This window comes from Methanospirillum hungatei, assembly GCF_020216685.1.
Taxonomy (GTDB): Archaea; Halobacteriota; Methanomicrobia; order Methanomicrobiales; family Methanospirillaceae; genus Methanospirillum; species Methanospirillum hungatei_B.
On the sequence record NZ_JAIWNS010000073.1, the window covers coordinates 1 to 17,055 of the forward strand.

At 49.3% G+C, this 17,055-nt stretch carries 19 protein-coding genes; 12 read left to right on the forward strand and 7 right to left on the reverse strand.

All coding sequences use genetic code 11. From position 1 onward, the window contains the following. From LDL35_RS04250 to LDL35_RS04275, 6 genes are all read left to right on the forward strand, one after another. A partial coding sequence (locus tag LDL35_RS04250; RefSeq protein ID WP_304019873.1) for a 4Fe-4S binding protein occupies positions 1 to 141 on the forward strand: 141 nt, incomplete at its 5' end. Next, on the forward strand, positions 138 to 713 hold the full coding sequence (locus LDL35_RS04255; RefSeq protein ID WP_304019839.1) for an indolepyruvate oxidoreductase subunit beta: 576 nt from the start codon (positions 138 to 140) through the stop codon (positions 711 to 713). The genes LDL35_RS04250 and LDL35_RS04255, both read left to right, overlap by 4 nt. 214 nt (positions 714 to 927) lie before the next feature. Then, entirely contained in the window at positions 928 to 2,460 is a 1,533-nt protein-coding gene (locus LDL35_RS04260; RefSeq protein WP_304019842.1) for a 2-isopropylmalate synthase, read from the forward strand. Next, positions 2,441 to 3,694 (forward strand): 3-isopropylmalate dehydratase large subunit, encoded by a 1,254-nt coding sequence (locus LDL35_RS04265; RefSeq protein WP_304019845.1) that lies wholly within the window; start codon positions 2,441 to 2,443, stop codon positions 3,692 to 3,694. The genes LDL35_RS04260 and LDL35_RS04265 overlap by 20 nt, the downstream gene beginning before the upstream one ends. Continuing rightward, complete coding sequence (locus tag LDL35_RS04270) at positions 3,694 to 4,182, forward strand: 3-isopropylmalate dehydratase small subunit (RefSeq protein WP_304019876.1); 489 nt, start codon at positions 3,694 to 3,696, stop codon at positions 4,180 to 4,182. The genes LDL35_RS04265 and LDL35_RS04270 overlap by 1 nt, the downstream gene beginning before the upstream one ends. Then, positions 4,170 to 5,285, forward strand: a complete 1,116-nt coding sequence (locus tag LDL35_RS04275) for a 3-isopropylmalate dehydrogenase (protein WP_304019847.1) — start codon at positions 4,170 to 4,172, stop codon at positions 5,283 to 5,285. Before LDL35_RS04270 ends, LDL35_RS04275 begins: the two co-directional genes overlap by 13 nt. Positions 5,286 to 5,288: 3 nt before the next feature. Here the strand turns inward: LDL35_RS04275 and LDL35_RS04280 are convergent, their stop codons facing one another. Genes LDL35_RS04280 through LDL35_RS04290 form a run of 3 tightly spaced genes read right to left on the reverse strand, consistent with a single transcriptional unit; the run spans position 5,289 to position 9,575 of the window. Next, a complete protein-coding gene (locus LDL35_RS04280; protein ID WP_304019849.1) occupies positions 5,289 to 6,881 on the reverse strand; it encodes a Na/Pi cotransporter family protein in 1,593 nt (530 codons plus the stop codon). A 3-nt stretch (positions 6,882 to 6,884) separates the two neighbouring features. Next, positions 6,885 to 7,427 (reverse strand): HdeD family acid-resistance protein, encoded by a 543-nt coding sequence (locus tag LDL35_RS04285; protein ID WP_304019851.1) that lies wholly within the window; start codon positions 7,425 to 7,427, stop codon positions 6,885 to 6,887. A 57-nt stretch (positions 7,428 to 7,484) separates the two neighbouring features. Beyond that, positions 7,485 to 9,575 carry a methyl-accepting chemotaxis protein gene (locus LDL35_RS04290; RefSeq protein ID WP_304019853.1) on the reverse strand — a complete coding sequence of 697 codons (2,091 nt, stop codon included), beginning with the start codon at positions 9,573 to 9,575 and terminating at the stop codon, positions 7,485 to 7,487. Positions 9,576 to 9,756: 181 nt separating this feature from the next. Here LDL35_RS04290 and LDL35_RS04295 point away from each other — a divergent pair, with 181 nt between their 5' ends. The 4 genes from LDL35_RS04295 (at position 9,757) to LDL35_RS04310 (ending at position 12,183) form a co-directional block, all read left to right on the forward strand. Continuing rightward, positions 9,757 to 10,833, forward strand: coding sequence for a (Fe-S)-binding protein (locus tag LDL35_RS04295; protein WP_304019855.1), 1,077 nt, complete (start codon positions 9,757 to 9,759; stop codon positions 10,831 to 10,833). 72 nt (positions 10,834 to 10,905) lie between these two features. After that, positions 10,906 to 11,391 (forward strand): pyridoxamine 5'-phosphate oxidase family protein, encoded by a 486-nt coding sequence (locus LDL35_RS04300; RefSeq protein ID WP_304019856.1) that lies wholly within the window; start codon positions 10,906 to 10,908, stop codon positions 11,389 to 11,391. A gap of 10 nt (positions 11,392 to 11,401) precedes the next feature. Further along, positions 11,402 to 11,866: a hypothetical protein gene (locus LDL35_RS04305; RefSeq protein WP_304019858.1), complete on the forward strand. Its 465-nt coding sequence runs from the start codon at positions 11,402 to 11,404 to the stop codon at positions 11,864 to 11,866. A gap of 38 nt (positions 11,867 to 11,904) precedes the next feature. Then, on the forward strand, positions 11,905 to 12,183 hold the full coding sequence (locus LDL35_RS04310; protein ID WP_304019860.1) for a 4Fe-4S dicluster domain-containing protein: 279 nt from the start codon (positions 11,905 to 11,907) through the stop codon (positions 12,181 to 12,183). Here the strand turns inward: LDL35_RS04310 and mch are convergent. Both mch and LDL35_RS04320 read right to left on the reverse strand, forming a co-directional pair. Then, positions 12,180 to 13,136, reverse strand: coding sequence for a methenyltetrahydromethanopterin cyclohydrolase (mch, locus tag LDL35_RS04315; protein ID WP_304019861.1), 957 nt, complete (start codon positions 13,134 to 13,136; stop codon positions 12,180 to 12,182). The genes LDL35_RS04310 and mch overlap by 4 nt on opposite strands. Positions 13,137 to 13,251: 115 nt before the next feature. Beyond that, entirely contained in the window at positions 13,252 to 15,411 is a 2,160-nt protein-coding gene (locus LDL35_RS04320) for a PAS domain S-box protein (protein ID WP_304019863.1), read from the reverse strand. Between the two features lie 26 nt (positions 15,412 to 15,437). Between LDL35_RS04320 and LDL35_RS04325 the strand changes: the two genes are divergently transcribed. Beyond that, positions 15,438 to 15,836: a DUF1622 domain-containing protein gene (locus LDL35_RS04325; protein ID WP_304019865.1), complete on the forward strand. Its 399-nt coding sequence runs from the start codon at positions 15,438 to 15,440 to the stop codon at positions 15,834 to 15,836. Positions 15,837 to 15,844: 8 nt separating this feature from the next. Here LDL35_RS04325 and LDL35_RS04330 read toward each other — a convergent pair whose 3' ends face one another. Next, positions 15,845 to 16,039, reverse strand: coding sequence for a rubredoxin (locus LDL35_RS04330; RefSeq protein WP_304019868.1), 195 nt, complete (start codon positions 16,037 to 16,039; stop codon positions 15,845 to 15,847). Positions 16,040 to 16,112: 73 nt separating this feature from the next. Here LDL35_RS04330 and LDL35_RS04335 point away from each other — a divergent pair, with 73 nt between their 5' ends. Then, positions 16,113 to 16,448: a hypothetical protein gene (locus LDL35_RS04335; RefSeq protein ID WP_304019869.1), complete on the forward strand. Its 336-nt coding sequence runs from the start codon at positions 16,113 to 16,115 to the stop codon at positions 16,446 to 16,448. Between the two features lie 7 nt (positions 16,449 to 16,455). Here LDL35_RS04335 and LDL35_RS04340 read toward each other — a convergent pair. After that, a partial coding sequence (locus LDL35_RS04340; protein WP_304019872.1) for an ion transporter occupies positions 16,456 to 17,055 on the reverse strand: 600 nt, incomplete at its 5' end.

Below are 17,055 nucleotides of genomic sequence, written 5' to 3' on the forward strand. Positions count from 1 at the left end.
TGCAAAGCCTGTGTGAAATTCGGTTGCCCGGCAATAGAACTGAAAGGTGGTCTTGCATCCATCACCGATCTCTGTTCAGGCTGCGGAGTATGTGTGCAGATATGCCCGGTTGGTGCCATCGGCAGGGAGGTGAAGGAATGAGTTTTGATGTGATGATTGTTGGAATCGGCGGTCAGGGGACAATTCTTACCTCCAACATTCTGGGGAAAGCCTGTGTTATAGAGGGCATTCCGGTCAGGGGAGCCGAGACCCATGGCATGGCCCAGCGGGGAGGATCAGTCGAGAGCCAGATCCGTATCGGACAGGAGTTTGGGCCACTGATTGCTCCCGGCAGTGCAGATATGCTCCTCTCCTTTGACCTCATGGAAGCAGTCAGGGCAGTCCACTGGTTAAAGCCGGAGGGGACTATCTATACCAGCAAAGAGTTTGTAATCCCGACCTCAGTCTTCATGCAGGACTTTCCGGCACCAACCGAACAGATGCTTCTTGAGATGCTTGGTGACCGGCCGGCAAAAATTATTGATTCACGGGCATTGGCAGAGGAAGCAGGCAATATCCTGACACAAAATATCGTGATGCTCGGTGCTGCATCACCCATGCTTCCCCTCCGGAAAGAGTCTTTAGAGGAAGCGATCAGAAGAACAGTCCCGCCAAAAACCATCGACCTGAACCTCAAGGCATTCGAGATGGGAATCGCAGCAGGGAAGAACTAAATCACTTTTTTGTCAATCAGAACCAGAGAAACCATCCCTCCACTATTGACTATTGTGCACCAGAACCAATATTTTATTTATAAATCGGAGTTGTTGTGGTGCAATAAGAGAGGAAGTCATTGCACCAGAGATCCAAACCTTAATCAGGAGGGATGAACCATGTGTATGATCATGTCTCAAAACGTAACCGGGACAGGGAACGTCGTACCCTCGGGTGCGGCAGGTCGCTTTCTCCAGCGATAAGCAGAGCAGACGAAGAATTACTGTTTTCGACACGACACTCCGTGACGGGGAACAGACGCCGGGTGTGTCATTTACGCCTTCAGATAAGGTAGAGATTGCCCATCAGTTATCTGATATCGGGGTCCACGTCATCGAGGCGGGTTTTCCGGCATCATCAGCCGATGAGTTTACAACGGTAAAGGCCATCGCAGCAGAAGGGCTGAATACCATCGTGTGCGGACTGGCACGTTCTGTACAGTCTGATGTAGACCAGTGCATCGATGCCGGCGTTGACATGGTGCATGTCTTTATCCCGACCTCAGAGGTTCAGCGGGTCCATACTATCCGCAAAAGCCACGAGGAAGTGGTTGCCATTACGGGTGACATTGTCAGGTATGCCCGTGATCATGCAGACAAGGTCCTGTTTTCAGCCATGGATGCAACACGCACCGGCATTCCCGAACTGATAGAGGTGTACACCGCAGCGGTTGAGGCCGGGGCGACTGCCATCAATGTGCCTGATACGGTAGGCGTTGCAACACCGACCTCCATGCAGGAGATGATTCGTGCATTACGTCCGAAGATTCCGGTGACTATCGATGTCCACTGTCACAATGACTTTGGTATGGCAACCGCCAACACGATATCAGCCGTAGAGGCAGGTGCAGATCAGGTCCAGGTGACCGTGAACGGAATCGGAGAGCGGGCCGGAAATGCAGATTTAGCCTGCACCACGATGGTGATAGAGTCCATCTTCGGATATGACACCGGCATTACCACCGAGCGGCTGGTCGAGACATCACGGATGATCTCACGGTTCTCAGGCATCATGGTCCCGCCGACCTATCCGGTAACAGGAGAATTTGCCTTCTCGCATGAGAGTGGTATTCACTCACAGGGCGTCATTGAGAACGCCAGTACCTTTGAGCCTGGCATTATGACACCCGAGATGGTCGGACACCGGCGGCGGCTGAAGCTGGGCAAACACGTGGGCAGGCATGCCGTCCGCGAGATGTTAAGCCAGGTTCACATACAGCCGGATGATACCCAGATGGATGAGATTATCAGTCGGATCAAGCAGATATCATCAAAGGGGAAGAAGGTCACCGAGCATGATCTGTATGAGATTGCCGAGACCGTGACCGGAACCTCTGCAGGCGGGAAGTATATCGAGCTGGTGGATATCGCCATCATGACCGGCAACCACATGATCCCGACGGCAACCGTGCGGGCACGGGTAAACGGGGTTGAGGAAGTATGTGCACGAACCGGCAATGGTGCCGTGGATGCTGCAATCAGGGCATTGATCGGGACGGTCCCAAAACCAGCCACATTAAAGGAGTTTAATATCTCTGCGATATCTGAAGGGAGTGATGCAATCGGCCATGTCACGCTGGTGGTTGAAGATGAGAAAGGCAGGCTGTTTGATGCCGCCGCATCAGGTGATGACGTGGTCTTAGCGTCCACGGAGGCGATGATAAACGCATTAAATATGGTGTACCGGAATGGCAGGAACAATCACTGAAAAGATATTCTCCGCCCGGTGTGGGAAGGAGGTAACGGCAGGCGAGGTCGTCATGGCCCCCATCAGCGGGGCAATGATCCATGATATCACCGGCCCGCTTGCTATTGAGAAATTTTACGAGATGGGTGGCGAAAAGGTCTTTGATCCGGCAAAGATCATCATGCTTTTTGACCACCAGGTGCCGGCTGACTCGTTGAATGCTGCAGAAATCCAAAAGAACATGCGTATCTTTGCAAAAGAGCAGGGCATTCATAATTATGACATCAAGGAAGGGGTCTGTCACCAGGTAACTCTGGAGAAAGGCCGGGTCTCTCCGGGTGATATCGTCATCGGCAGTGATTCGCACACCTGCATGTACGGGGCAGTCGGGGCATTTGCAACCGGCGTCGGATCGACCGATATGGGATTTGCCCTCCGGTACGGGTGCCTCTACTTCCGTGTCCCGGAGAGTATCAGGGCCCATGTCACCGGCAGATTCCAGGAAAGGGTCGGGGCAAAGGATCTCATCCTCACTATCATCAAGGATATCACGGTGGACGGGGCGACCTACAAGGCGGTTGAGTTCACCGGCGATACCATCGAATCACTGAACATGGCCGGCCGGATGACCTGCTGTAATATGGCGATTGAGATGGGCGGAAAGGCAGGTATTGTTCCTCCTGACCAGGTGACAAAAGAATACCTAAAAGGCCGCGGTACCTGGAGAGAGGAGAACCTTGCAAGTGATCCTGATGCCGTGTATGCCTCGTGGCGTGACTATGATGTCTCTGACCTTGTACCACAGGTGGCAGTCCCGCATAATGTTGACCAGGTGGTTGACGTAACCGAGATTGCTGGAACCCCTGTAGACCAGGTCTTCATCGGATCATGCACGAACGGGAGATTTGAGGATCTAGAGGAGGCAGCTCTCGTCCTCGGGGACAAAAAGTTCTCCGATGATGTGAGAGTCCTCGTCATCCCCGCATCAAAGACTGAGTACCTGAAAGCTCTGCGGACAGGACTCATCGAGCAGTTTGTCGAGGCCGGAGCCCTGGTCGAGGCACCCTGCTGTGGTCCCTGCATGGGAGGATCCTTTGGTCTTATCGCATCAGGAGAAGTATCCTTCTCAACATCCAACCGGAACTTCCGCGGACGACAGGGATCGGCAAAAGGAAAGGTCTACCTGGGATCTGCCGCAACCGCTGCAGCAACTGCCATCCGGGGAGAAATTACCGATCCACGGGAGGTGCGATGATGCAGGTCTGGAAATTTGGCGATAACATCGACACTGACGCCATCATCCCCGGACGGTTCCTGACCATTAATGATCCTGCCGAGCTCGCAACCCATGCCTTCGAGGGTATCAGGGATGAGTTCTCAAAGCAGGCAAAGAAGGGGGATATCATCGTCGCCGGCAGAAACTTCGGGTGTGGGTCATCACGGGAGCATGCCCCCCTCGCCCTGACCGGTGCCGGGATTCAGATGGTTATAGCCCAGTCCTTTGCCCGGATTTTTTACCGGAACAGCATCAATGTAGGCCTTTTACCGGTTATCTGCCCCCGTGCATCGGAGATCAGTGAGACCGATCAGGTCGTGCCCCACCTTGATGAGGGATACCTTGATGTATCTGGGAAGAAACTACCCACTGAGCCGGTTCCCGAGTTCCTCAGACGTATCATCGACGCCGGAGGGCTGGTTGCCTATGCAAAAACCATACGGAGTGAAGACCTGTGCATAAAGTAGCAGTAATCGGCGGAGATGGCATCGGCCCTGAGATCATCGAGTCTGGAAAGACCGTTCTTGAAGCAGCAGGAGAGAAGTTCGGGTTTGATATCGAATGGACCGGATTTGACATCGGAGCAGACCGGTATCTTGCAACCGGGGAACTCCTGACCGAGGAAGACCTCAAAGAACTGGAGAAGTACAAGGCCATCTACTTTGGTGCCATCGGTGACGACCGGGTCAGACCAGGAATTCTGGAGAAAGGAATCCTCCTCAATCTCCGGTTTTACTTTGACCAGTACATCAATCTCCGGCCTATCCGGATGCTTGCCGGAGTGGAGACTCCACTCGCACACAAAAGACCGGAAGACATCAACTTTGTTGTCGTCAGGGAGAATACCGAGGACTTTTATGTCGGAATCGGATCCCGGCTGAAAGGCCATGAAACAAAGACCCTGGAAGTGAAACGGGATATCTACTCGGTAAAATTCGGCCTTGACGTCGAGACTGATGCAGATGAACTGGCATACCAGATAGGGGTCATTACCCGTGAAGGTGCAAGCCGGGTCATCTCCTATGCCTTTGATCTGGCACAGGGCAGAAAGAAGAAGGTCACATCGGTGGACAAAGCAAATGTCCTGTCTGACGTGTATGGCCTCTGGCGGGATGTCTTCCTCGAAACCGCAGAAAAATACCCGGGAACAGCCCATGAGTTCACCTTTGTGGATGCCATCACCATGTGGTTTGTCAAAAACCCGGAGTGGTTCGATGTCGTCGTGACGCCGAATATGTTCGGAGACATCATCACCGACCTTGGCGCCATGATCCAAGGGGGCCTCGGACTTGCTCCAGGCGGAAACATCAACCCGGACGGGACCAGCATGTTTGAACCCATTCACGGATCTGCACCCAAATACAAGGGGCAGAATGTGGCAAATCCCCTCGCGACCATCTGGGCAGGATCCATGCTCCTTGAACACCTCGGTGAGAAGGAGGCGGCGGATAAGGTCCTGCAGGGTATTGAAGCCTCTATCCGTGAAAAAGTCGTAACAAAGGATATGGGCGGATCAGCCACGACCAGCGGTGTCGGCGACTGGATAGCATCGTGGATAATGACCTCATAACCCTTACCACTCTTTTATAAGCAGGACCGTCTTGCGAATCTCACGAATGGTCACTGAGATCTGTTCTATTGCAGAGAGAATACCATACATCACAGTCCCTGATTCATCGTCCGAATCGGCCATCTTCCTGATGTGCATGCTATAGTGCTGATTTACCCGATCCCGGAGAAGGGAGTCATTTGCCCGCATGGTATCATCTGTGGTTTGTAATAAAGACGGGAATGATTCAGACAGGAGGGACAGGTTTTCAAGAACCGGTGTCGTGATGGTGGTAAAGCCATGAACAAATTCATCTGATATTACATCTGGATTTTCACGGCTTTTATGAACCTTCTCGCACAGGTACCAGATCTGGTCTGCAAGCTGATGACTGAGATCAGAGATCCGAATAAGCACCGCGATCTTTTCGGCATCCTCCTGTGAGAGATCCGCTTTGGAGACGGTATTGATGGCTTCATGAATCTCCCCGGTGAGATAGTGGATGTACTCATGAAGATGGTGTATCTCACTCTTCTCTCTCTTTCCGGTCTTTTCAATCGAAAATACCTGCTCAATCAACCGGGCATTCTTCTGAATCAGATGGCCGACCTCCTCCTGAATCAGACTAAAACAGAGAGTTTTATCCGAAGGGAGGGGTTTTGTCAGGTAACGAGGCCGGAATACCACCTCTCCATACTCTCCGGGTACCAGTTTTTGTACAAGAGTGGCAAATGGCCCGAGAAGAACAAGGAAGATGATGGCACAGATGACGTTAAAGATGAAATGGGCATTTGCAATCTGCTGGGCAGGGCTCCCTCCCAGGTCGGTGATAAGAGTTGAAAAAGGTCCCATAACCGGCATAAAGAGCAGGACCCCGATCAGATTAAAGAGGAACTGGGCAACAGCAGTCCTTTTTGCAGCGGTATTCATCCTTGACGCAACAAGAAGTGCTGTAGTCGGGGTACCAAGGTTTGCCCCGAGGACGATTGGTATACCTTCAGCCGGCGTGATAAGACCATTCATCGCCATGATGACAATAAGACCCACAGCCACCGAACTTGACTGAAAGATGGTGGTAATAAGAAACCCGGCAAGAACCTCCAGAAAGACATTGTCAAGTGAGGCAACAATGCTCACCAGCATGGGATCATTCTGGTACGGTGCAAGAATTGAAGAAACCAGATTCAGACTGAAGAAGACCAGGCCAAAGTAGAAGATTGGTTTGCCAAATGCCCTCCACCGGCCCCCGGCGATGCTGATGAGAAACCCGATGACGATGAATACCGGCGCAAAGGCGGTCAGTTTGAATGCAACCAGCTGAGCGGTTATGGTCGTACCGATATTAGCCCCGAAAATAATACCCAGTGATCCGATAAATGACAGGGTCCCGGCATTCACAAGCCCAACCGTGATCACCGTGGTTGCCGTGCTTGACTGAACAAGTGCCGTAACCAGGGCACCCAGAATGGTACCATGGAAACGGGTCCTGGTGTACCGCTGCAGGGTATTGCGAAACCTCCTCCCGGCAACATGCTGTATTTCACCGGAAAACTGCTCTATCCCATACAAAAAGAGGATGATGCCTGAGAAGAGCGCAAAGATAAATTGCCAGTCCATTTTTTAGTAGGTGATGACCATCTCACCCTTCTTCATCATCAGACCGGCGATAATGCTGATGATACCAAATACCAGACAGTAGATACCAAGCAGGATGATAAGAACCAACGATCCGGCTGTCGGGATCGGGGCTAAGCCGATAAGGATACCAAAGAGCACACCGATAAACCCATTCACTCCAAGAAGTGCACGGAATGGGAGTTCTTTGAATGAAAACGCTATGAATAACTCAGTAATACCGGTGATGATCGCCCATGCTGCAATGAGAATGGTGATCGCAACAACCATCGAGAACGGAGATATGAACGTCAGAATCGCAATGATCACACCGATGACTGCAAGAATGAGAATCGGCCATCGTCCTGGCTGGTTTGAGGAGAGACTTATTCCACCGGTCATCAGGGAGATGATAAGAAGGAATATACCGACGATATAGGCGATGACCGCTTCCATCGCAAGCGGTAAGGTAAAACAGAGAATTCCGATGATCACCGCAAAGATACCACGGGCAAGGAGACTGCCTTTTGTGAGGACTTCTGGTTCCATGCGATATTACTCGGAGATTTTCATATTAAAGTTCACCGGTTAAGAGATGAAAACGTATCAAAGCCTGAATTCTGCAAGATCCTCTTTTAATCTGACTGATCGGTCCCTGACTTCAGATGACTCTGCCATGACTTTCTCCAGTGACACACTAGTCTCTACGGCGATTGATGCAAGGCCGGACATCTTATGCTCATTTTCCTGTGCGATGCCACTGATAACATTAATTCCGCCACTTATCCGTTCAATCTCCACCAGCTGGTTCTCATTGGCACGTGTAATCTCACCAATACCGGTCGCGGCATTTCCGATATAACCGACTATCTGTTCAAGGGCATCAACCGTCTGCCTGACACTTCCAATACCGGTGATAATCTCCTCAAACACATTCTGCATCAGGCCGGACGTCTTCTGACTCTGGGATATTATCTCTGATATGACCTGTTCGATATGTTCGGTTGCACGCCTTGACTCACCGGCAAGGTTTTTCACTTCTCCTGCCACGACCGCAAATCCCCTTCCTGCTTCACCTGCACGGGCAGCTTCAATCGCCGCATTCAGGGCAAGGAGGTTCGTCTGGTTTGCAATGTCAGCAATGACCCTGACAACTTTTGAGATGTCCGCAATCTTCGCATTCAAATCTCCGATCTCCTCAACCGCTTTCCGGGAGATGAGTTCTACTGACTCCATCTTTTTGGAGGCTTCATTCCCCTGGACAAGAGCCGACTGACCAGACCCTGCCGCAGTATCTGCAAGGTTCATTACCTCCTGTGAAGTACTTGCAATCTCTTCAAATGAGGCAGAAAGACCCTCTATACTTTTTAAGAGTTCAGATATTGCATCGACCTGTTCCTTCATCTTCACCGCAGTACTGTCTGCAGTGCCAGCTACCTGTTCCGCACCCTTTGCCACCTGGATCGTCTCATTTCCGATGGTCTCCATCGATGATTCAAGAATATTGACCTGGTTTACGATCTCTGTCAATGTTCTCCTGATTCGTGACACCGCCTCGTCAAGGTCAGTCTTTACTTCGCAGAGCGGATCTGAATCATCACACGAGACTGAGATAGTCAGGTCCTTCTTTGCAATTTTGGCAAGAGCTTCAGCGAGATCCTGAATACTTCTCTTGAGCATCCGGTCAGCATTCCGCTCCTGGGTCATATCCACAAGACAAATAAGGACATCTCCCGTATTTCCCTCCTCATCCACAAGAGGAATAGCAAACAGCGCAACTTCCCGATCTCCGGATGGGAACCGGTATATAGCCTCACCTGATCGGTTTTTCTGGTTTTTGAAGACCTCTATGAGATTCAGTGTGCATGGACTGACTTCAGAAAAATTCCTGAAACTAAATGACTCTAGCTCCTTTTCGGTATAACCACTTAAACTGAGAAACGCATCATTTGTCTGAACAACCCGGTACTGAGTATCGATTATTATCATCGGGATGGGGTTTTCTTTGACTATTCTTTCAGCCCTTTTCTGTAGTTCGACAATCTTTGATATGTTCTGAACTACCTCAACATGTCCGATGGGATTGTCCTGCTTATCGCGAAGATATGCCACATCAATCTTAAAATGTTGACCATGATCTTCAAAATACGTTTCAGAGATTCCACGGCGAAGTTTTTCAATGCCTGCCACATTCCCGCACTTTTTACCAACAAGTTTCACCCGTGACGTCTTTTTAAACTTCTCAACGGCTGAATTGACATAGGTCCAGATCATATCAGGATCGGTAACTGATATGGGGAAGGGAATGGCATCGAGGATGGCTTCATACCATACCGTCTTCTGATTTAACTTTTGTGCAAGAGTATCTGCCCGCTTCTTCTCTTCAAACTCTTGTGAGCAGTCGCGAATCGCGCATACACAAAATACCCGTTCATCCCCATACGGAGAGATTCTCAGCTCAGCGGGGAATACCGCTCCGTCTCCTTTCTGCATAAAAAGAACAGCACTCTGATGATATCCATTCAGTGCCTTCCTTATGATCTCTGAAATCTGTTGGCTGGAAGGAGAACCATCCGGCTGCTTATCAGGAAAAAATGATGAGATTTGAATATTATTCAGGGTATCGGTGACAAGCAGTGACATTGCAGCGGGATTTATATCAGAAATTGTCTCCCCTGAAAGAATCAGAAGTGGCACCTGCACTGAAGAGAACAGCGCAGAGGGATTTTTCTCATAAGGGGATAAATTGCCGGTTTTCTGATCAGGGGAGGGGTCCATAAAACTCAAGGAAAATTACTCACCAACCCATATCAATAATTCGGGTTTGTAACCTGGACCAAAGAACAGTACTTTTCTTTCCAGACAACAATTCACACATATGGGCTTTGATGCTTCCAAGTGTGATTTCTCCCGGTGCAAAGGTGAATGTCTGACAAAGTGCCCCTATGTCTCGTATGATGAGAAAGAGGCAAAAAACCAGATCAGTTCCCTTATCAAAGGTGATATGGCCCCGATACTCAAAGAGTGTATCACCTGTGCCGCATGCAATGAGTACTGTCCGCTCGGTGCAAACCCCTGGGACCTGATCCTCTGGCGACAGGAACAGACCCAGGTGCTGGGTATTCCAAAAGATGCAAAACCTGCATCAGACTGGCTGGTAAAACCAAAGATGGTCAGGCCAGGAAAACCCGGCGGGGCACTCATATCACTCTGTGGAATATATGAGGTGGTTCCCCAGCAGGAGTTTTTGACCGGCATGATGTTTGATGAGGCCACTCTCATCGGCGGAGGGGATTACTGTTGCGGGTTTACCGAGACTCATCTTGGACGCGGATCCCGGCCATATGAATTCCTCCCGACCCTGGTCAAAAACCTTGCTGATGCTGCGAAGGAATACGGAGTATCTGAGATCGTATTTACCCACGATGCCTGCTATAATGTGCTGACCACGGTCGCGATGCAGCAGCGTATCGAGGTTCCATTCAGACCGGTGCATATCCTCGAGTACATCAGGAACTGGCTGGTGGATAATAAAGACAAAATTACCACGCTCAACATGAAGATGGCCTACCAGGGAGGATGTACTACCCGGTATGCCGCGAAGGGAAGTGAAATCTGGAAAGACTGGCTTGAGGAGATTTTGAAACTCATCGGAGTTACCTGTGTTGAGGAAAAGAGAAAATATACCGGGAGTAACCGGCTGTGCTGTTGTTGCAGTATCTTTCATACCCAGCATGACCGGGCGATGAAGTTCCAGCAGATGAACATACAGGATGCCATTGATGCCGGTGCTGAAGGGTACTGTTTCATCTGCCCGGCCTGTGTCTCGGTTATGCGGATGACCTGCAAAGAGATGAACCTGACACCCTATTATATCACCCAGCTCGTAAAGATGGCACTTCACGAGGATTTGGGCAAAGCCGGTACTGCTGCTTTTGGGTACCCCGTGAAGTAGAGAGAATAAAACCGGTAACTATTATTTTTCATATGCATAGTATCATGAGATACTGAGACGGAGGATTTTCATATGGTCACGTTTACCAGTGAGATGAAAGATGCCCTGAGGGTCCCGGGAAAAGGTGGAAGCCTTATCCATATGGCGACGAGCAGTCTTGATGGGAAACCGAACATCGCAGCCATGAGGTTTGTGGCAACCCATGGTGATGACAAGATCCTGATATCCGATATGTTCCTCCTGAAGACCAAGATGAACCTGAAGGAGAACCCGGAGTGCTGTATTGCTATCTGCCATCCGCTTGATTCCGGAAGAGACTGGGTCTTTAAAGGAAAAGCAATTGACATCGAATACGGTTTTCCCCCGGATTTTAACTGGTACGGGGTAACAGCAAAAGAGATCCTGGACAAGTGGGGAGACTGGGCCACCCTTGAACCACCCAAAGAGGTTCCGCCTGACATTGTATTTCCAAAACCGGCCCAACGGGGGGTTGTCGTTCTCCATGTAGAGGAGATTTATTCAATTGAGAAAGGAAAAACCGGTGAGCGGATCCAGTGAGGTGAAAAGGATGGCAATTGTTCTGACTGAGCGTATGAAAGGATGGATTGAACTGATGGGATGCCACCTGTGTGTCGCAACGCCGGAAGGCGTGCCATGGGTGACCGTATCACGATTTGCAAAAGTCACAAAGCCGGACCAGATCTCCTTTGCAATGGAAAAGGGTGAGATCGGCGTCATTGAGGCTGCCCTTTCACAAAATCCCTGGGTGGCAATCGGGGTCTCAAAGCAGGGAGGTATCCGTGCGGCATACCAGTTCAAGGGAAAAGGGAAAGTGCTCAGATCCGGCACTGAGTTTGACACTATCAGGGAATTGGCAACAGGTATTGCAACCGATGCAGTCCTGATAGTTGACCTTACCGAACTCTACTGCACAAAGCCCGGAGCAGAAGCCGGGCAACGGCTGGATATAATGGCTCCTGATGCGGTTGATGCCTGGGAGAAAGCCCGCTGGACCGATATTCCGGGTAAATAGACAGATTTAAAAACATCTTTTTTCAACATTTCCCCGAAATGGGAGAAGAAGACACCGGGAAAACCCCGAAAAAATTTCCCTGGTTTGAACCCTTTGCCTGTGAAGGGTGTGGAGACTGTATTTCGGTATGCCCGACCAGTTCAATCGAACTCCTCGATAACGAGAATCAGAAAGTTCCCAAGGCATGGGTAACGAACCCTGACACCTGCATCGGATGTGGCAAATGTGCCAAAGCCTGCATCGTTGGTGCCGTGCAGATGACGAGTTACGTGGATATGGCGAAGAAGCGATACAAGGAAGAGGAGAGGCCGGTTTAGACCCGCTCGTACGTCGCCTGAAAGGATTCGAGGAGAACTTCCTCGTTTAATCTGCCATAATGATAGATTTTTCCGGTGGTACAGTCATTTACTGTCAGTTCTGCCGGTGAAAATCCAAGATATGAACCAATATTGACAAAATCGTAATTTGCATTTCTGAAAAGTTCATAAAAGGGACGCCCGTACATCTCTGAATTGTCAGACGTTATCCTTGAGAACGCATCTGAGTAGAGCCGTGTGGAGATGATGACCGATCCATAATAGATATTACAATCATTGGTCACTCCCATAGCCTGTTCAAACGTCCGTTTCACCGGAGCAACCGGGGACCTTCCTGCTGCATTAACGATATTGGAGAGATCATAGCCCATATCCTCAAGCTTGTGCATGGCCATGGTGACGATCCGGCCTGATATCTGAATTGAACCGACAATACTTCTGGTGGAAGCAACAAGGGCATAGAGGTTGGATGGTTTTACCCCGCACTTGTCTGCTATATATTCACAGATTTCTGCATCCGGAAGCACACCAGCCTCAAGGGCAATAATGGCGATATCCGACGTGTCATGATACTGAATCGCCTGGTAGGTTCCTTTCGGCTTTAATGCAAGTGCACGCGCCGGTCCTGACCCCATTGCAAAGAAACGGTTTCTTTTAATGACCCATCCAGCCTTCTGAGAACCAAGGCAGGCGATGATCGGATGCTTAACCGTCAGGTGGACAAAAGGAAAAATCTGTCCTGCAATTGGCTGGTGGACAATGGCAGGCTCGATTAATCCCCCGGCACAGACTTTCAGGAATTGCAGTCCGGCTTCATGGCACCCGTTTTCCATTACACCACAGTCAATCACAGTAGCGCCGTTCTCTAGGCTGTGAACTTTGATGCCCAAAATCTCTGCGTTGCGCATCATATCAAGCACAACGGGCAGGGCATAGGTATTTACACTAATCATAAGAATCAGGACAACTGCCTATCGGAGTAGTGGTTCCAGGAAGATAACCCCATCGGTCTGCTCATAGGTAGTATTAATAGACAGATTCAGCATCCAAGACACAATTTCGCACTTATTATTCAGATTCAAACCGATACATCGCTCTCGGCACAGAGATCTCAAACCGTGCCCCTTTCCCATACTCACCGGTCTCGGTGATGCGAATCCCGGTCATTGCCAGGACCTCTGAAATGAAGTAGAGACCAAATCCTGAATTCTTTCCGTACCCCAGGATGAATATCCGATCTTTTTCCTCCAAAGGAATCCCGGTCCCGTTATCCTCCCATATGATCCTGATTCCCTGCTCGTCGGTTTCCATAAAGCAGGATATCTCGGTCACCTCGCCCCCATGATTGACCGAGTTATGATAAAGATTGGCAAAGACATGATCCAGCATGGGATCTGCATACAACGACAGATCCTTTGGGATCGCACACCTGACCGGGATACCGGATGCATGAATGTGCTCGATAAGATCGGCAACATTTTGCCAGGTTGGAGAATGGACCCCTATCTGCTCATATTCCCGTGAAAAATGAATCAGATTCTCAATCCTTTTTAAAAGCCCGACAACGGTAGTTGAAATACGTTCTTTCTCAGCAGGGTCTTCAAAATCATTGAGCAGATACATGTATCCCCTGATGGATGTTACCACATTCATCACATCATGACGGGTTATTGACTGAAGAAGCCGGAGTTTTCTGGATATTTCAGCAATCTTCTTCTCATTAACCACATTATCAGTAATATCCTGACAAAACCCGAGAATCTCTCCGCCTTCAAGTAATATCGCATCTGCATCAACATGTATATGATTCTGGTTTTTCCCTACCAAAGTCAGTTTTTTATGAGCATACCCTCTTTCAAGAAGTTTATGAAAAATTACCTGTGTTTCTTCCAGATCTTCAGGTAATATGAAATCAAATATATTCATCTGAGTAATCTCTGCAGATGTGTATCCGGTCAATTGCTCTCCGGCCGGGTTTGTATAGGAAATATACCCGTCCCGGTCAAGAATAAAAACAAGATGCGGAGCTTTTTCAAGGTATAGTTTAAATTTCTCCTCGCTTTTTAAAAGCGCTATCTCAGCTTCCTTTTCCCTGGTAATATCAGTAATAATCCCTATGATCTTCGATCGCGTATCAGGGGCAGGGTCAAAGAACCCACGGATCTGAATCCAGATATACCTGCCGTTTTTATGCCTGATCCGGTATGAGAGATCAAATTCCTCTGATTCTGTAACTGCCCAGAGGAAAGTATCAAAGACATTCTGGTAATCATCCGGATGGATAATGTTCAGCCAGAGTTCCTTTCCATTCCTGAGCTCATCTGGAGTATACCCGATGACATGGCTGGCACTCTCATCCAGAAGAAGGATATCATTATCAATGTCATATTCATACGCAATCTGCCCGGTCCTGGCAGTTAACTTCTCATACCGCTTCTTCCAGGAAAGAGCCTCATTTCGCGCCCTCTTCTTCTCGGTAACATCTTCACCGATACACATGTACCCAAGGAACCGTCCCTTCTCATCACGCAGGTCAGTATTGATGATATCAAGGTCACGGATCTCCCCTGACCGGAGGAGGATCTTCATCTCTTCATGCTGGGAGATGGATTCCTTTGAAACAGCCTCCTTATACAGGCGTTTTTTCATTTCACGAAGGTCAGGAGGTACCGCTACCTCAAAGAAGTTCTGGTGGAGAAATTCATCCCTTGTCCAGCCGGTCAGGGAGAGCAGGTAATCATTGCAGTACTGGACAATCCCGTCTTCATCCAGGTGAAAAGCCACCATATGGATCCGGTCAAGGGTCTTTCGGAACCGTCGTTCATTCTCCCGTGCCAGATTTTCTACCGCGTTCTTCTCATACAGAGATCGTATCTTGTGAATCAGATCGGTGAACTGGCTGACAGGATCCCCACCCTTTTGCAGATAATAATCCGCCCCGTTATTGATCGCCTCAATGACCACCTCTTCCCTCCCCCTCCCGGTAAAGAGAATAAAAGGAAGTCTTTCATGCCTCTTCCTCACTTCCTTGAGCAGTGAAATTCCGTCCATCACCGGCATCTGATAATCAGAGACAATAACATCAAATGACTCCTGCTCAAGGATCTCAAGAGCAGCATGAGCGGTAGAACAGAACGCGACAGAAAGATCGGCTTCTCTCTCAAAGAATTTGGAGACAATGATGTGGTAATCAGTATCATCATCAACATAGAGGATGGAGATAGTCATTGATTACAGGATCAATGGTTAATCTGATGGACGATAAAACTGGTGATATGATTGACGGGGTCTTTGGGGGACCGGATACCTTTATTCTGCTTTTTATCGACATTATCTCACGAATAATCGAGATATTTGCGGTTCTCCTCATCTTTGGTTCGGTGATCAGGGGTTCGGTCAGGTATTTTCTTATACAGGACTCCCATACTCCCGATGATCTCCGGAAGTTTACCGGATTCAGACAATATCTCGGCCAATGGTTACTCCTGGGGCTTGAACTCCTCGTTGCAGCGGATGTCATCAGGACGGTGGCACTTGACCTGACACTTGAACGGGTTGCAGGCCTGGGACTTCTGGTCCTTGTCCGGACATTTCTCAGCTGGGCTCTGGTAGTCGAGATGGAGGGAAGATGGCCCTGGCAGCCGGCATCATAAAAAGAGAATTACCTGATAAAGGTAAACGCTGATTTCGGCTCTTTACAGATTGGGCATCTCCAGGTTGACGGAAGGTCTTCAAAGGATGTCCCGGGAGGGATGTTCTGGGTTGGATCGCCCTTATCTGGATAATAATACCACCGGCAGGGGTCACACCGCCATATTCCTTCCTTTTTGGTCGTGCTCGATACAACACGCTGCATTGTATATATGTAGGGTTTTCAAGGTAATGACCTTTCAGGCGGGTATTTAAGGTATCACAGAATATGTTCTTTCATGACTCGTCCGGATGCAATTACACGGGCACAGATGCCACCTTCATCCAGAGGAAATCCGCTTACACCGGTGATAATCGGAATCATTGTTGTCATCATATTCTTCGCCCTGCTCCTTCTCTTCACCATTGTCATCCCTCTTACTGCAGAACACGGAGCGGAAAAGCGATCTGACAGGTTTGATACCGCCGTTAATAATGCCGTGAACCAGGCGATGGAAAATGTGAGAGAGAACGGGACGATCTTTCAAAAAGAACCATCAGTTCCCATGAGTCCGAAGCTGCTTGCAATAGAAAAGCCATTTGAAGAGAAGCAGGAGCTGGAAGCACGGAGTTGAACCGGGTTTATCCTGACTTTTCATCTCCTGATAACTGAGACCAGAACAGAACATACTCTTCCTGCGTTATATACCCCTTCTCTTTGAGTTCATCAAGTTTATGCACAAGAACGGGAGGTATCTCCTTACTTTTTCTCTTCATTTCGACGGTTTTCTGCCGTTCCCGTTCTTCGATAAATCCGGTTGCCATGATGGCAGAGGGAAGGGCCAGGACAAGAACCCCGGTCATGGTGACAATTCCGGCAATAAACTTTCCAAGTGGAGTGACCGGAATAATATCCCCATATCCGACGGTCGTCACCGTCATCACCGCCCACCAGAGGGCCGCAGGAATACTGGAGAACGCCTCAGGCTGGGCAGGGTACTCGACAACATACATGATAGTTGAGGAGAAGAGGATGATAAATACCAGGAAAAAGAGCATGATGGCAAATATCTCCTTTTTCCGCACGAATACCCGTCTGAGCTGGATAAGGGAGTCAGAGTACCGGGTAAACCGTCCCAGTTTGAATATTGATACCAGACGAAGGAGGCGGATGAGCGTGATGGCATGGGGAAAAAGGAACGGAATGAATATGGGGAGAATAGATAACAGGTCGATGATCAG

Excerpts from the sequence above, each read along its gene's own strand:
- LDL35_RS04280 (WP_304019849.1), bottom strand. The coding sequence starts at position 6,881 with ATGGACTGGCAATTTATCTTTGCGCTCTTCTCAGGCATCATCCTCTTT.
- LDL35_RS04320 (WP_304019863.1), bottom strand. The coding sequence starts at position 15,411 with ATGACTATCTCCATCCTCTATGTTGATGATGATACTGATTACCACATC.
- LDL35_RS04270 (WP_304019876.1), top strand. The coding sequence starts at position 3,694 with ATGCAGGTCTGGAAATTTGGCGATAACATCGACACTGACGCCATCATC.
- LDL35_RS04300 (WP_304019856.1), top strand. The coding sequence starts at position 10,906 with ATGGTCACGTTTACCAGTGAGATGAAAGATGCCCTGAGGGTCCCGGGA.
- LDL35_RS04295 (WP_304019855.1), top strand. The coding sequence starts at position 9,757 with ATGGGCTTTGATGCTTCCAAGTGTGATTTCTCCCGGTGCAAAGGTGAA.
- LDL35_RS04265 (WP_304019845.1), top strand. The coding sequence starts at position 2,441 with ATGGCAGGAACAATCACTGAAAAGATATTCTCCGCCCGGTGTGGGAAG.
- LDL35_RS04255 (WP_304019839.1), top strand. The coding sequence starts at position 138 with ATGAGTTTTGATGTGATGATTGTTGGAATCGGCGGTCAGGGGACAATT.
- LDL35_RS04335 (WP_304019869.1), top strand. The coding sequence starts at position 16,113 with ATGACTCGTCCGGATGCAATTACACGGGCACAGATGCCACCTTCATCC.
- LDL35_RS04325 (WP_304019865.1), top strand. The coding sequence starts at position 15,438 with ATGGACGATAAAACTGGTGATATGATTGACGGGGTCTTTGGGGGACCG.
- LDL35_RS04330 (WP_304019868.1), bottom strand. The coding sequence starts at position 16,039 with ATGCAGCGTGTTGTATCGAGCACGACCAAAAAGGAAGGAATATGGCGG.
- LDL35_RS04310 (WP_304019860.1), top strand. The coding sequence starts at position 11,905 with ATGGGAGAAGAAGACACCGGGAAAACCCCGAAAAAATTTCCCTGGTTT.
- mch (WP_304019861.1), bottom strand. The coding sequence starts at position 13,136 with ATGATTAGTGTAAATACCTATGCCCTGCCCGTTGTGCTTGATATGATG.
- LDL35_RS04285 (WP_304019851.1), bottom strand. The coding sequence starts at position 7,427 with ATGGAACCAGAAGTCCTCACAAAAGGCAGTCTCCTTGCCCGTGGTATC.
- LDL35_RS04305 (WP_304019858.1), top strand. The coding sequence starts at position 11,402 with ATGGCAATTGTTCTGACTGAGCGTATGAAAGGATGGATTGAACTGATG.